Source organism: Chryseobacterium sp. OSA05B (assembly GCF_019970065.1).
Lineage (GTDB): Bacteria > Bacteroidota > Bacteroidia > Flavobacteriales > Weeksellaceae > Chryseobacterium.
In genome coordinates this window covers 99,540-113,193 of record NZ_JAHXYH010000004.1, presented here as the reverse complement: position 1 = coordinate 113,193, position 13,654 = coordinate 99,540, and the positions used below count along the sequence as shown (strand labels likewise).

The 13,654-nt window shown below is 37.8% G+C and carries 13 protein-coding genes; 11 read left to right on the top strand and 2 right to left on the bottom strand.

Going from position 1 to position 13,654, the window contains the following annotated elements:
- Window positions 1-9 precede the first annotated feature (9 nt).
- From LC419_RS16210 to LC419_RS16190, 5 genes are all read left to right on the top strand, one after another.
- Window positions 10-552 (top strand): RNA 2'-phosphotransferase, encoded by a 543-nt coding sequence (locus tag LC419_RS16210; protein ID WP_223608339.1) that lies wholly within the window; start codon window positions 10-12, stop codon window positions 550-552.
- Window positions 553-554: 2 nt separating this feature from the next.
- Entirely contained in the window at window positions 555-1,310 is a 756-nt protein-coding gene (locus LC419_RS16205) for a metallophosphoesterase family protein (RefSeq protein WP_223608338.1), read from the top strand.
- Between the two features lie 295 nt (window positions 1,311-1,605).
- Window positions 1,606-3,330 carry a hypothetical protein gene (locus LC419_RS16200; protein WP_223608337.1) on the top strand — a complete coding sequence of 575 codons (1,725 nt, stop codon included), beginning with the start codon at window positions 1,606-1,608 and terminating at the stop codon, window positions 3,328-3,330.
- 141 nt (window positions 3,331-3,471) lie between these two features.
- Window positions 3,472-3,753 carry a hypothetical protein gene (locus tag LC419_RS16195; protein ID WP_223608336.1) on the top strand — a complete coding sequence of 94 codons (282 nt, stop codon included), beginning with the start codon at window positions 3,472-3,474 and terminating at the stop codon, window positions 3,751-3,753.
- Window positions 3,743-4,153, top strand: a complete 411-nt coding sequence (locus LC419_RS16190) for a hypothetical protein (protein WP_223608335.1) — start codon at window positions 3,743-3,745, stop codon at window positions 4,151-4,153. The genes LC419_RS16195 and LC419_RS16190 overlap by 11 nt, the downstream gene beginning before the upstream one ends.
- 34 nt (window positions 4,154-4,187) lie before the next feature.
- Here the strand turns inward: LC419_RS16190 and LC419_RS16185 are convergent, their stop codons facing one another.
- Window positions 4,188-5,069: a cupin-like domain-containing protein gene (locus tag LC419_RS16185; RefSeq protein WP_223608334.1), complete on the bottom strand. Its 882-nt coding sequence runs from the start codon at window positions 5,067-5,069 to the stop codon at window positions 4,188-4,190.
- A 496-nt stretch (window positions 5,070-5,565) separates the two neighbouring features.
- On the opposite strand from LC419_RS16185, the gene LC419_RS16180 reads away from it, so the two are divergent.
- Window positions 5,566-8,244 carry a carboxypeptidase-like regulatory domain-containing protein gene (locus LC419_RS16180; RefSeq protein ID WP_223608333.1) on the top strand — a complete coding sequence of 893 codons (2,679 nt, stop codon included), beginning with the start codon at window positions 5,566-5,568 and terminating at the stop codon, window positions 8,242-8,244.
- A 75-nt stretch (window positions 8,245-8,319) separates the two neighbouring features.
- Here the strand turns inward: LC419_RS16180 and LC419_RS16175 are convergent, their stop codons facing one another.
- Window positions 8,320-8,817 (bottom strand): DinB family protein, encoded by a 498-nt coding sequence (locus LC419_RS16175; protein ID WP_223608332.1) that lies wholly within the window; start codon window positions 8,815-8,817, stop codon window positions 8,320-8,322.
- A 248-nt stretch (window positions 8,818-9,065) separates the two neighbouring features.
- Between LC419_RS16175 and LC419_RS16170 the strand changes: the two genes are divergently transcribed.
- The 5 genes from LC419_RS16170 to LC419_RS16150 all read left to right on the top strand — a co-directional run bounded on the left by LC419_RS16170 (window position 9,066) and on the right by LC419_RS16150 (window position 13,649).
- On the top strand, window positions 9,066-9,977 hold the full coding sequence (locus LC419_RS16170) for a GLPGLI family protein (RefSeq protein ID WP_223608331.1): 912 nt from the start codon (window positions 9,066-9,068) through the stop codon (window positions 9,975-9,977).
- Window positions 9,978-10,112: 135 nt separating this feature from the next.
- Window positions 10,113-10,367: a FeoA family protein gene (locus tag LC419_RS16165; RefSeq protein WP_223608330.1), complete on the top strand. Its 255-nt coding sequence runs from the start codon at window positions 10,113-10,115 to the stop codon at window positions 10,365-10,367.
- Window positions 10,367-12,400 carry a ferrous iron transport protein B gene (gene feoB, locus LC419_RS16160; protein ID WP_223608329.1) on the top strand — a complete coding sequence of 678 codons (2,034 nt, stop codon included), beginning with the start codon at window positions 10,367-10,369 and terminating at the stop codon, window positions 12,398-12,400. Before LC419_RS16165 ends, feoB begins: the two co-directional genes overlap by 1 nt.
- A complete protein-coding gene (locus LC419_RS16155) occupies window positions 12,400-12,552 on the top strand; it encodes a hypothetical protein (protein WP_223608328.1) in 153 nt (50 codons plus the stop codon). Before feoB ends, LC419_RS16155 begins: the two co-directional genes overlap by 1 nt.
- 68 nt (window positions 12,553-12,620) lie before the next feature.
- On the top strand, window positions 12,621-13,649 hold the full coding sequence (locus tag LC419_RS16150) for a DUF4421 family protein (RefSeq protein ID WP_223608327.1): 1,029 nt from the start codon (window positions 12,621-12,623) through the stop codon (window positions 13,647-13,649).
- Window positions 13,650-13,654 lie beyond the last annotated feature (5 nt).

Sequence of the window (13,654 nt, the reverse complement as noted above, 5' to 3'; positions counted from 1 at the left end):
ACAAAAACCATGAACGAAATACAAAACAAACGAATAAGCAAATTTCTAAGCCTTATTCTGAGACATCAACCGGAGACCATTCAGCTCACACTGGATGAAAACGGATGGGCAGAAGTGAATGAACTCATTACAAAATCTGCAAAAGGTCGAATGCATTTCAGCTTTGAAGAGCTGGAAGAAGTAGTGGAAACCAATAATAAAAAACGCTTTGCTTTTAATGAAGACAAAACCAGGATCAGAGCCAGTCAGGGACATTCCATTAATGTAGATCTGGCTTTGAAGGCTGCACAGCCACCTGATTTCCTGTATCACGGAACCGCAGAATCGAATATTTCTTCTATTCTGGACAACGGAATTGAAAAAAGAGCAAGACAGCATGTTCACCTAAGCGCAGATAAAGAAACAGCAACAAAAGTAGGAATGCGCCATGGAAAACCGTTTATTCTGACCATTAGAACCAAAGAAATGCATGAAGACGGAATTCTTTTCTATCTTTCGGCAAACAAAGTCTGGCTGACAGATTTTGTGGATGCAAAATACATTTCAAAGTAAAGATGGGAAGAACATTAGTAATCGGTGATATTCACGGAGGTTTTAAGGCCTTACAGCAGGTTTTTGAACGGGCAGAAATTACAGCAGAAGATCAGTTTATTTTTCTCGGGGATTATGTAGACGGCTGGAGCGAATCTTCAGAAGTCGTAAAGTTCTTGATAGAGCTTTCCAAAAAGCATGAATGCATCTTCATCAAGGGAAACCATGATACCTGGTGTGAAGACTGGTTGACACTTGGAGACAGTCCTGATGTATGGCTTTTCAATGGCGGAAAAAGCACAGTTGATAGTTATAATGACTATTCACTGGAAGATCTGGAACTCCATCTTGAATTTTTCCAGAGGATGAAAAGCTATCACGTAGATGATGAAAACCGTCTGTTTATCCATGCCGGATATTCGTCTATGCATGGCCCTGAAAAAGAAGTCTATTCCAGCAATTACCGTTGGGACAGAACCCTTTGGGAAACCGCAGTCGCTATGGATACAAAATTGGAAAGAAACTCTGAATTCTATCCGAAAAGGCTGCTTTTATACAATGAGATATTTATAGGACACACACCAACAACAGACATAGGAATTAAACATCCAGCCCATAAAGCCAACATCTGGAATATGGATACCGGAGCAGCTTTTACAGGTGCTTTGTCAATGATGGATATCGACACCAAGGAGTTCTGGCAGAGCGATCCTCTTCCGTCTTTATACCCTGATGAAAAGGGCAGGAATAATGATATTGCAGGAAATAAACCCCTATGAAAATAGATCAGAAATCTCTAACACACTCCAACCTTATAGGTTTCCAAAATCTATAAGGTTTTTATCGATAAAAAACTCAATATAAATAGCTGTTTCCCAAAGATTAAGCACATTCCCAGACAGCATATTATCCAATGGATATCTTCGATTTTCTTGCGCCTTAAAACATAATTAAGATCAAAAACCTTAACGCCCTTCCGACATTCAACCCTAAGAAATAGAACCCAATAAATCCACAATTTCCCTTTCCCACCCAAATCATATTAAGTAATTTTGGAGTTCAAAAACTGCTTCAATGAAACTGAAATACCTCTTAATTTTCCTAAGCACATCCTTATTTTTAGCGCAAAAATCATTTCAGACTCCTTTTGAAAAAGGAAACGGAAACCAAACGGTGACCTACGATGAAATGAATGCCTATTATCAGGATCTGGCTCAGCATTTCAATACCATTCAATACCTTAAAAAAGGAGAAGATGACAATGGAAAACCCATTTATGTCGTTATGTACAATCCTTTCCCTGAAAAAGATCTCGATAAACTGAGAAAAGATAAAGCCGTTTTATTCGTGAACAACGGAATTCACCCAGGTGAGCCGGACGGAATAGATGCCACGATGATGCTCATGAGAGATCTTGCTACGGGAAAAATAAAAACACCACAAAACTTTATTGTGGCAGCCATTTCTGCCTATAACGTCAACGGAATGCTGAACAGAGGTTCTTTCTCAAGAGCCAATCAAAACGGTCCGGAACAATATGGTTTCAGGGGGAATGCCAGAAACTATGACCTGAACAGGGATTTCATTAAAGCAGATTCAAAGAATGCCAGAAGTTTTCAGAGTATTTATCAATGGTTACAGCCGGATGTTTTTATAGACAATCATGTGAGTAACGGAGCTGATTATCAATATACTTTTACCTACATTTCCACCTTTAAAGAACGTCTTGGAAATACATTGGGAGCTTACTTTTACAATGATTATCAGACCAAAAATCTTGAAGCGATGAAGAAACTTGGCTACGAAAGTACACCTTATGTAAATATCCACGGCGATATTCCGGATGAAGGATTTGCCGCTTTTGAAGATTCACCGAGATATTCCACAGGATATACCTCTCTGTTTAATTCTCTGGGAACGGTTCCTGAGACCCATATGCTGAAGCCTTATGACAAAAGAGTGGATGCTACCTACAAATATATGCTGGTCAATCTTCAGAATTTAGACAAAGATTACAGAAAAGTAAAACAGCTGCGTCTTGATAATCTGAAGCAGTACAAAGCCGGAATGCAGTACGGAATCCGTTGGAAAATAGATTCTACAAAGTTTTCTACCATGGATTTCAAAGGGTATGAAGGAAGTTATAAACCAAGTGATATTTCCGGAAAGCCCAGGCTGTATTACGACAGAAATAAACCTTTTACCAAGAAGATCAAACTCTTCATGACGGCGGTTCCTACAGGATACATCACGATTCCTAAATACTACGTGGTTCCACAGTCTCAGTACCGGGTGATTGAAGAGCTGAAAAGAAATAAAATCCTGATGACTGCTCTAAAAAAAGACAGTACGGCAGCGGTTGAGTCTTATAAGATCAAAGATTTTAAAACCGTTAAAAACCCTTACGAAGGACATTATCTTCATTATGATACAAGCGTGGAAACGGCCAAAAAGAGCCAGGTTTTCCTAGCCGGGGACTATGTAATTCCAACCGATCAGCCTGGTGTAAAATATCTTGTTGAAACACTTGAACCTGAGGCTTTAGACTCTTTTTTTAACTGGAATTTCTTTGATGGAATCTTAGCTCAGAAAGAATATTATTCAGCCTATATTTTTGAAGACACTGCTTCGGAATTATTGAAGACTGATAAAAAGTTAAAAGAATCTTTTGAGGCGAAAAAAGCATCAGATAAAAAATTTGCAGACGACGGAACAGCCCAACTGGACTGGATCTATAGAAATTCTCCCTATTTCGAAGAAAAAACATTCAGACAGTATCCGGTTTACAGAATATTATAAATTTTAAAATTAAGGTTAGTTGACTGATAATCAAATTATAATTATCAGGTTTTTCACGCGTGCATAAAGGGTGTTTTTCCTCATAAACTTAGCACATACTCTGCCGAAATTTGCTTTATAAAACCAATAAAAACTATAGTTATGGCTACTAAAAAGCATTTTTTCGTTTCACTGGAAGGGGTAGACCTTACCGATGAGCAGTTGAAAAACATCGACAGAGGGATTCAAAGCGTTGTCCTTTCCGAACTTTCAAAGATTGACAATACCCAGGCTTTCGGAGCTCACAGAGACTTCAAAGGATTGGTGAGACCCTTGAAAATTAAAGACTGGTTTCCGTGGGGAATCATTATTTTTAAACCGGGAATTGATATTCAGAGCCAGTTGAAAGACATCCAGGGTCAAATAAAAAGCTATGGAGGCTAATTCCAATACTTCAAAAAAGATGTGTCCCAGTTATGTAGGAAAAGTTGGGGCACAGCTTTTCGGAGTGGTCAGCAAAGACGGAAAGGTACAGTTCATAACACCTCTCAACGTCACAGAAGATTTTCTGGATCAGAATCAGGATAAAAACAGTCTTGAACAGAGATTCCGGTTTACAGGAAAATGCGTTGAAAAGGGCTGCGCGCAATGGAACGCTGAAGAATCGAAATGTTCTTTATCTCAGAAAGTTCAGAATCTGGACACCCATAAAGAAAAAGAGTTGTTCTTCTGCCCGATCCGATCTCAGTGCAGATGGTTTTCCCAGGATGGAAAAGAAGCCTGCTTTTCATGCAACGAGGTCACGAGAAATATGGAGGAACTTCTTCTTAATATTCAACAATAAAAAAAGACGCTTCAATTTGAAACGTCTTTTTGTTTTATTTGGGTAAGCCTCTTTTCAGGGCCAATTCTGCGGTTTTAACGGCTGCTTTTTCTTTCCAGTCCATATAAGTGGTTTTGAAATTGGACTTCATAATATCATCAAACTTACGCTGTACAGTAAGATTCCATATGGAGTGGGCTTTCACGGCCCAGGATTTGTCCCATGCCCTTAAAGAAATAGAGAAACTTCCGTCCAGATACTTCATCCAGTGCCACCATCCCGTAGGCATGAAAAGGGTATCACCGTGTTCCAGGAAGCATTCAATTCCTTCCACGCCATTTAAGGCAGGATATTTCTCAAAATCAGGATTGTCGATATCATAATCTTCCAGTGCATAAGTAGCGTAGGGAAGTCTGTAAAGTCTTTCTTTCCATTTATATTCAAATAATTTCACATGCTTCCTTCCGTTGAAGTGCGTGTGAAATATATGGGCCATATCAATGTCAAAATGAAGGAATGTTACGGAGCTTTTCCCTCCAAAAAACATGGATGGATATTTATCCAGGAAACCTCCCATAAGCTCTTTAGGGGCAATAAAATCATCCATCAATTTATTGGCGTGTTTTATCGGGTCAAAAAAGAAAATTCTAAGATCGGTAGGCTCTCTCTGGATAAGATCTATATAATCTCCGAACTTCATTTTTGTAGTGGGCGTATTAATGGGAGCAGCAGGATCGGCTTTTTTAGAATCGTAAAGAGGAACTTCCACATCACCTACCACTTCTTTTACATAATCCATGGTCCACTTCTGATAAGCAGGCCATTTTCTTGCCATGTTTTTAATGACAACGGGCCTTCTGGGCTTTAGATATTTTTCCATAAACTCTTCCTGAGTAATGTCATCTACAACATCTATAGGCTTTAAAATAATTCCCATTCTATAAATTTTATGTTACAAAATTATTAAATAAATATATATGAATCAGTGTTTAAGTTTTTTTTAATCTATGATTCAAATCACTTTTAACTATTTAGACTAAATAAGAATATAAAAAATTATCCTTTCATAAGAACTCTTTGCTTTTTCCCTACTATAAGACAATATTTTCTTCTAAAATGTTACACCGGAATAAAAAGAAATGAATTGATTCGATATAAATTTAGCGATAAGATTTTAAAGAATTGTCATACCAAACGAATTTTAGGAAGAAAATTGACAGACTGTTATTTAAAATAAAATAATCCTGGTTTTTAAGCCGATAACCCTCTGTAATCGTACTATTTTTTAAAATTTTACATCAAATTATTGACTATATGAAAAATATAACTATTTTTGTAGTGATAAGTCATTTAACCTTTATCCATAAAATACATCTTTATAAAAAGTGTAACAAAAAACACAAGCTACGAACTAATTAGGCAAATAATAAATTATGAAAGGAAAGATATCTTTATTTCTGATGCTTTTTTTTACGGTGCTCACTTTTGCACAGAAAACGGTTTCAGGAAAAATTACCGATGAAGACGGATCTCCGGTCCCAAGCGCCAGCGTTACCATAGAAGAACCGGGTAAAGATGCTATCTTAGCGTACGGGATCACTAATTCCAAAGGTGAATATAAAGTCACATTTACTTCCTCAGAATCTAACGTAGATCTGAAAGTAAAGGCTTTCAACCAAAAACCCCTTACCAAACAGATCAGCAACAGCGATCAGACCCTAACTTTCAAAATGCAGTCTGAAGCCACAGAGATAAAAGAAGTGCAGCTGAAAACCAAAATGATCACTGCGAGAGGGGATACCATTGCCTATGACCTGAAAGCCTTTGACAGCAAAAGTGACAGAACACTTGCCGATGTAATGCGAAAAATTCCGGGTATCGAAGTCAATAAAGACGGAACCATTCTTTATCAGGGAAATGCTATCAACAAATTCTATGTGAATGGGAAAGATCTTATGGAAGGAGGTTACGGAACAATTAATAACTCGCTTCCAAAAGATGCCGTACAGAAAGTGGAGGTTCTTGAAAACCACCAGCCGGTAAAAATTTTGCAGGATAAAGTACCTTCTGACCAGGCAGCCATCAATATCAAACTTAAAAATTCCGTTACCATGACCGGAAGAGGAGAAGTGGGAACCGGTTTTGGAGATCCATGGCTTTGGAATGTTAAACTGACACCAATGTTTTTCGGACAGAAAAGCCAGTGGGTAGTAAATTACAAAACCAACAATATGGGTGAGCAGGTGGAAAATGAAGGAAATATTCTTGCTTTTGGAAACCGGTTTGAAGGACGAAGAATCAACGCGTCTCAAAATGACTGGCTGAATGTAGAAAATGCAAGCACGCCCAACCTTCCGGTAAAAAGATATTTAATGAACAATGTGCATTACCTGTCTGCAAACTACCTAACCAATATCGACAAAAAGAAAGAGTGGGAACTTAAGGCTAATGCAAACTACACGAATAATGCGGTAGAAAGAGAGTCTTACAGCCAGACAGATTATTTCGGAGGAAGCTCTAACTACACCAATATTCTTAATAATTTTTACACAGATAAAGCAAAAGGAGAATTGATATTTACAAAGAATGCCAAGAAAGGATTCTTTAAAAATACAACGAGCTTCTCTCAATACTGGAATGCAGACCGGGGGATTGTGGACAGAACAGATGCGAAAGACGGCTCATTAAGGCATGCAGACGAAGCGGTAGAATCTCCCACCACTTCATTTCAAAACTCATTGAGTACGATCATTCCATGGAAAGAAAAGATGGTAAATGTACTATCTTTTGTGAGTTATCAGACAGACAAGCAAAATCTGGAAGTTTCTCCATCATCTTATTTGGGGATACCAGGATTTACACCATCAGCAGGCAGTAATTTTGTTCGTCAGAACTTAAGACTTAAAACTTTAGAAGCCAACCATTCTGCCAATATTAGTTTTTCTGCGAAAGGATGGACATTTACTCCGGAGGTTGGATTTAATTTTAAAACAACAGATCTGGTTTCAGACCTTACCAATATTACAACAACAGGAGTGCTTCCATCACAATACAGTAATGATCTGAAATATACCACGGCAACACCTTACGGAAGTTTAGGGGTGAACTATAAAAATGAATCTTGGATGTTGTATGCCAATGTTCCTGTAAATTCCAATAACATTAAAGCAGAAGATCCGTTAAGAAATGTTTCAAAAACAGTAAATAAAGTTACTTTTGAGCCTAATATCTTTGCACAGTACTCTTTTGCTTCTTTCTGGAAAGCCTCAGTAAGTGCTAATATCAATAACAATTTTGGAGAAATAAATACGGCTTACTCAGGATTCCTGATGACTTCACCAAGCGGAATTAATGCAATGGACATCAATAATCCAATTCCTCAGAATAACAATAAATCTGCAGGAACAAGAATAGAGTACAGAAACCCATTGAATAATTTATTCTTTAATGTAAGTTATAGATTTTCTGATGCCAAAAGAAACCTGATCTCCAACCCTACGATCAACGGCCCGGGATACAGCATCATGAAATACATTGAGCAGGATAACCATATTTTAAATAATGGATACACTGCAGAAATAGGAAAATATTTCCCGAAATTTAAGACCAATGCTTCTCTTAGCTACAGTAACAATACAACGAAGTCTGATGCATTTTTAAATAATGATGCTTATACGAATAACAACAATGGACAGTCTTATGGCGTGAAATTCAACAACACCTATTTCAGCTGGATGAGTGTGGATTATAACGCAAGTATTTCCAGAACCAAACAGACCAGTACAGGAAAGATCAACTCAAGTGCCATCAGAACAGGATTTACACACAATCTTGGACTGTTTTTCTACCCTGTTGAAAATCATACGATCGGATTCAATTGGGATCAGGTCAATACCAATGCTGCCGATCAGAAATACCGCAACGGATTCTATGATGTTTCCTATCAGTTTACCTGGTCGAAAAAGAAAATTGATTTCGAGCTTAAATGGATGAATATTGCTAACAAAAAAGTATTCGAAACTTATGATATCAATACCACAAATATTACGTTTACAAGATATCAGCTACGCCCAAGCCAAGTGATGTTTACAGTAAAATTCAACTTTAAGTAATAACTAAAAAGCATAAAATAAAAAAACCAATCTCGGAAAGAGATTGGTTTTTTGTTTGAGATATATTCTGTTTTTCTAAAAGCTTTGCTGATCAGCTGTAGGGCCATAACTTCCAGGAAGAGCGATATCATTCAGTCGGTAATAAACCCCTAGCTGTGCCCTGTGATGCGTGATCTGGTTCAGAGAGTGGCGAATGGAACCGTACTTCGTCCATTTAGCGACTTCGTGTCCGTTATTTTTTAAAGCCCAGTATTCATTAAGGTCTTCCTCTTTAGCGTTACCAAGAGATTCCTGTGCAGATTTAAAGTTCTCATCAAGGGTCTGCAAAAGATCTTCTTTGGTAGAAAGATTTTTAGGCTGAAAATCTCCATTGGCAAAATCAACCTCCGAAGTTTTCAGTATGGTATCCGGCCATCCGAAAATCTCAGAAATGTGGGTGGCCAGAGGCATCAGTTTCATGCTTTTCTCATGAGGAGCATAGTCGTTTTTTCCTTCAGGATATGCTTCTAAGAACTTCCTAGTCGTCTGATACTCGGTTTCAAACTCATCTTTAAATTGTGATAAAGTGTCCATACTATTTTGTTTTTTAAGTACTTAAAGATAAGTCTTTTGGAGCGTAACATGTTTTAACGAAATCATAATTTTATTCTGAAGGGATCTCTTGAATGAAAATAATTCAGAGAATACTAAAAAAGAAACAAAATAAATTAAAGACTAATAGCGTCCTGCAGTTCAGTTATTTACAACAGTCTGAATTATTTTTTGAAAAAAAACTGTAACATATTTCATCAATTGATAACTAATTAGTAAACATTATCACAATGAAAAATCTATTTTCTGTATTCTTTATTGCTCTTTTTGCCCTGGCATCGGCGCAGGATTCAAAAGAATCAAAAGAAACAGCAAACCGTTTCTTTTATGAGCTTACTTTTAAGCCGAAGAAAGACTCCGCAAAGATGGACAATGTAGTCATGGCTCTTGATATTGTTAAGGGTAGATCTATTTACAGAGACTTTACAGCGGTTGGACAAGATTCAATTCTAAAAGTTCAAATTGAAGCAATGCAGAAGGCAGGAGTCTACAAAGACATGTCGAAATCTTTCAAGATGCCGAAGTTTTCAGAAAAAATTGTGAAGACTTATCCAAATATGGAAATTCAGTATATTGAAAGAATTGCAAGCGGATTTTCTCCAATGAGTATTGGATATAATGAAACTGCAAAATTCGATTGGAAAATTTCTGATGAAAAAACAAAAATCGGAACTTACAACGCCCAAAAAGCAACAACAGAATTTGGTGGAAAAAAGTGGACTGCTTGGTTCAGTTCTGAACTTCCTTTTCAGGATGGACCCTATAAATTTTCAGGACTTCCAGGCTTGATCGTAAAGATTGAAGATGAGGGCAAAAACTACTCTTGGGTTCTTAAAGGAAACAAAAAAGTTCCAAATTGGGAAGAAGTAACTTATATGGAAAAAATTTCAAATGTTGGTTTAAAAGTAACAGAAATGCCAAGAGATAAGTTTGAGAAAACATTTAATGATTTTAAGAAAGATCCTTTTGCAACCGTAAGACCAATGATGACGCAGGAAATGATGTCCAAATCAATTCCAGGAATGGACGGAACCATCGGAGACATGATGAAAAAACAGGAAAAAGGCTATAAAGACTTTTTCAGCGCTAACGATAACCCAATAGAAAATTCATCACAAACTCCAGAGAAAAAGAAAAAATAGAACATTCATATCAACTAAATTATATTTTTGAATCAACCCAGATACAGTCATGTATTTGGGTTGATTTCTTTCATACCTGTCGTTATTTAGATTAAATTTAAATAACGTATATTTGCCCTTACAAAAAAGCAGGTTTTGAAAGAGAAGGACTTACATAAATTAAGCACATTCCCTAAAAACAAAATGGGGAAGATTTTGGGCTATGATAATGATCACCTGAAAATGCCTAACAAGATTATAGAAATGGGGCTTCTGCCGGAAACAATTTTCAGAATATTGTACCAGGCGCCGTTCAAAGGTCCTATGTATGTAGAATTTGGAGAGGAAAAAAGCCGAATCGCTCTACGTGAAGAAGAGGGAAATTATATCATTGTTGAAGAATTGAATTAATGCAGGAAAATAAGAAAAAACAGGTCCTTTTAGTCGGGAATCCCAATGTAGGAAAGTCTACGGTTTTCAATGCACTGTGCAACAAAAAGCAGAAAACCGGAAATTACGCAGGAGTTACCGTAGCGAGCCATTCAGGAAATTACACCTATAAAAACGAGGAAGTTGAGGTGATCGACCTGCCGGGTTCATACAGTGTCTATCCAAGCTCGGAAGATGAAGCTATTTTTTCCAAATTTCTTATTGACGAACAAAAAAATTACGCTGGTGTCATCTATATTCTTGAAGCATTAAGCCTCAAAAGAGGTCTGCTTCTGTTTCAGCAGATACAGGATCTGGGTGTTCCCATGATTCTGGTAGTGAATCAGATCGACCAGGCGGAAAGAAGAGGAATCAGCATTGATATTCAGAAATTTTCAGATGCTTTGGGTATTAAGATCATCCAGACCAATGCCAAAGAACAATTGGGAATAGATGAGATCAGAGAAGCCGTCCTGAATAACGGTTTTGTAAAAGCAGAAAAAAACTCTTTCGAAACCCCGAACGAACATAAAGATTTTATTCAAAAATTAGCTGCCCATAAAGGCATCGATAACGAATATAAAGCATGGATGAGTCTTTCCTTAGGCACTGACCTGGGAAGAATTGGATCCATCAAAGACCAGATGAATGAGCCTGATTCTAAAAGTCTGGTTCCTAAAAGACTTCAGGTACAGGAAACCGTAAGAAGATATCAGAATGTTGACAAAATTTTGTCAGATGTTATCTCTAAGAAAGCTCAGTTCAAAGAACTTCTGACAGAAAAGCTTGATAAAGTACTGGTCCACAAATTCTGGGGGTATGTCGTGTTCCTGATGATCCTGTTAATTATTTTCCAAAGTGTTTTCTTCCTGGCCGAATATCCAATGAACTGGATCGAAAGTTTCTTCTCATGGCTGGCCGCCTTTACAGGAGAACATTTGCCGGAAGGACCAATTAATTCATTGATTTCAAACGGAATAGTTCCCGGAATCGGAGGCATTGTAGTCTTTGCCCCTCAGATCGGAATTTTATTATACTTCCTTTATTTACTAGAAGACTCAGGGTATATGGCGAGAGTGGTATTTCTGATGGACAGGCTTTTACGTCCGTTCGGATTGAATGGGAAAAGTATTGTTCCGTTGGTATCAGGAACTGCCTGTGCTATTCCTGCCGTGATCTCCACAAGAAATATTGAGAATGTAAGAGAAAGACTGTTGACCATATTGGTTACCCCTTTCATGACCTGTTCCGCGAGACTTCCGGTGTACAGTATCATTATCGGGCTGATTATTTCAGAAGGATCTTTCCTTGGAATCAAATATAAAGCCCTGGTATTGATGGGCATGTACCTTTTAGGTTTCGTTGTGGCTTTGCTTTCAGCGGCTATTCTTAAAGGATTTATCAAGAATGAAGGAAAAACCTATCTTGTCATGGATCTTCCAACCTATAAAAAACCACTTTTCGGATACGATTTTAAAATGGTTTTGGGAAAAGTCTGGGAATTTATTACAGGAGCGGGAAAAATCATATTTATTGTAAGTATCATCATCTGGTTTCTGAGCTATTTCGGACCCAAACAGAAACCTGAACAGTTTGTAGCGACAAACGTTGAGCTGGATCATTCTTATCTGGCTAAAATGGGGAAAGGAATTGAACCTCTTATTGAACCCCTTGGCTACGACTGGAAAATGGGGGTGGGAATTCTGACAAGTTTTGTAGCAAGAGAAGTTTTCGTGGGAACCATGTCAACGCTGTACAGCCTTGAAGATGATGCTCCCGAAGTAAAGGTGATTGATAAAATGAGGAGAGATGTAAAACCAGATGGCTCAAAAGTCTTCAGTTTTGCAACCGGAATTTCCGTACTTTTATTCTACGCATTTGCAATGCAGTGTGTTTCTACACTGGCAGTAGTCTACAGAGAAACCAAAAGCTGGAAATGGACCGGCTTTCAGGTAGCGATGATGACAGGTTTGGCCTATTTTGTGTCGTTGATAGCATATCAGATTTTAAAATAATGGATACTTCATTACTATTTCAGTACGTGATTATCGTATTGATCGTTGCATTTGCCTGCTACTCTTTATTTAAAGTGCTCAGAAAGAATTTTGCACCTAAAAAATTCAGTTCCAAAAGAACCGGCTGCGATAAAGACTGCGGATGTTCATAATCCTGCATTAAGCTCATAATTGGAAAAATTGTAGTAATTTCATTTTCTGAAACTAAAACCATTTCGATTTGAGCCCGAAATCAGCAGCAGTCCTTTTATTCTCACTTGTCACCGTTCTGGCAAAATCCCAGACCGATACGGCCAAAATCAAGTCTTACGCAGATCAGGTTATGGTCCGGGTCAACCTTGATACCAATATTGAAAAATATGTTTTTACGGAAGGTCCCGAGGATAAGGCTTTAGAAACTATTCTGACGATTAATAACAAAACAAGAGCGTCTTTTTCCATTGATTACAGGATTATAAGTGCCACCGTCTCATTTACACCCAATTTTCTTCCGGGCAACAATGATAATGAGCTTAAAGGCAGCAGTTCCTATGCGGATTTCAGATTCCGGTTTTTCCCGAAAAAATTGATCCAGACCCTTTACTATAAAAATGTGAAAGGTTTTTATTTGGAGAATATGCAGGACTTTTATCCAGAATGGAAAGAAGGAAAAGATTCATATCTCCAGTTTCCGGATCTGAGAGTCCAAAGCTTTGGAGGATCTACGGCCTACGTGATGAAGAATGATTTCTCTCTGAAAAGCATTTATACACAGGGCGAATGGCAAAAGGAGAGCCGTGGAAGCTGGGTTCCTTTTGTAGATTATGATCTTTCCGTGTTCAGAGATATTTTAAACGGACAGAAAAGTAAGGAAACTCAGTATAGTTTCGGAGCCAATATGGGCTATTTTTACAACTGGGTACTTGGCGCTAAAAAAAGAGTCAATATCGCACCCAATGTCTCACTGGGACTCGGCGGAATGTTTTCCAGCAGCTGGGATATCCGTGGTGACGGGACCAAATTCAATAAAGAAAATACACAATATTTAACCCTCAGATTTGCTACGGGGCTTCATATAGGATACAATACAGACCGAATCCTGTTTGGAGGAAAGTTCAATGTCAATGCTTCTGCCTATAATGAAAAAGGTGACCAGAACGTGCAGAACAATAATCTGTATGGACTGCTTTATATAGGGTACCGCTTCCCGCCTCCGAAAGTGGTGGAAAGAAATTATGACAAGATCCAGAAAAAGATTCCTGTTTTATAACTTAA

Bases quoted from the DNA above. Each gene is read 5' to 3' on its own strand.
- LC419_RS16210 (WP_223608339.1), top strand. From the start codon at position 10: ATGAACGAAATACAAAACAAACGAATAAGCAAATTTCTAAGCCTTATT.
- LC419_RS16205 (WP_223608338.1), top strand. From the start codon at position 555: ATGGGAAGAACATTAGTAATCGGTGATATTCACGGAGGTTTTAAGGCC.
- LC419_RS16200 (WP_223608337.1), top strand. From the start codon at position 1,606: ATGAAACTGAAATACCTCTTAATTTTCCTAAGCACATCCTTATTTTTA.
- LC419_RS16195 (WP_223608336.1), top strand. From the start codon at position 3,472: ATGGCTACTAAAAAGCATTTTTTCGTTTCACTGGAAGGGGTAGACCTT.
- LC419_RS16190 (WP_223608335.1), top strand. From the start codon at position 3,743: ATGGAGGCTAATTCCAATACTTCAAAAAAGATGTGTCCCAGTTATGTA.
- LC419_RS16185 (WP_223608334.1), bottom strand. From the start codon at position 5,069: ATGGGAATTATTTTAAAGCCTATAGATGTTGTAGATGACATTACTCAG.
- LC419_RS16180 (WP_223608333.1), top strand. From the start codon at position 5,566: ATGAAAGGAAAGATATCTTTATTTCTGATGCTTTTTTTTACGGTGCTC.
- LC419_RS16175 (WP_223608332.1), bottom strand. From the start codon at position 8,817: ATGGACACTTTATCACAATTTAAAGATGAGTTTGAAACCGAGTATCAG.
- LC419_RS16170 (WP_223608331.1), top strand. From the start codon at position 9,066: ATGAAAAATCTATTTTCTGTATTCTTTATTGCTCTTTTTGCCCTGGCA.
- feoB (WP_223608329.1), top strand. From the start codon at position 10,367: ATGCAGGAAAATAAGAAAAAACAGGTCCTTTTAGTCGGGAATCCCAAT.
- LC419_RS16155 (WP_223608328.1), top strand. From the start codon at position 12,400: ATGGATACTTCATTACTATTTCAGTACGTGATTATCGTATTGATCGTT.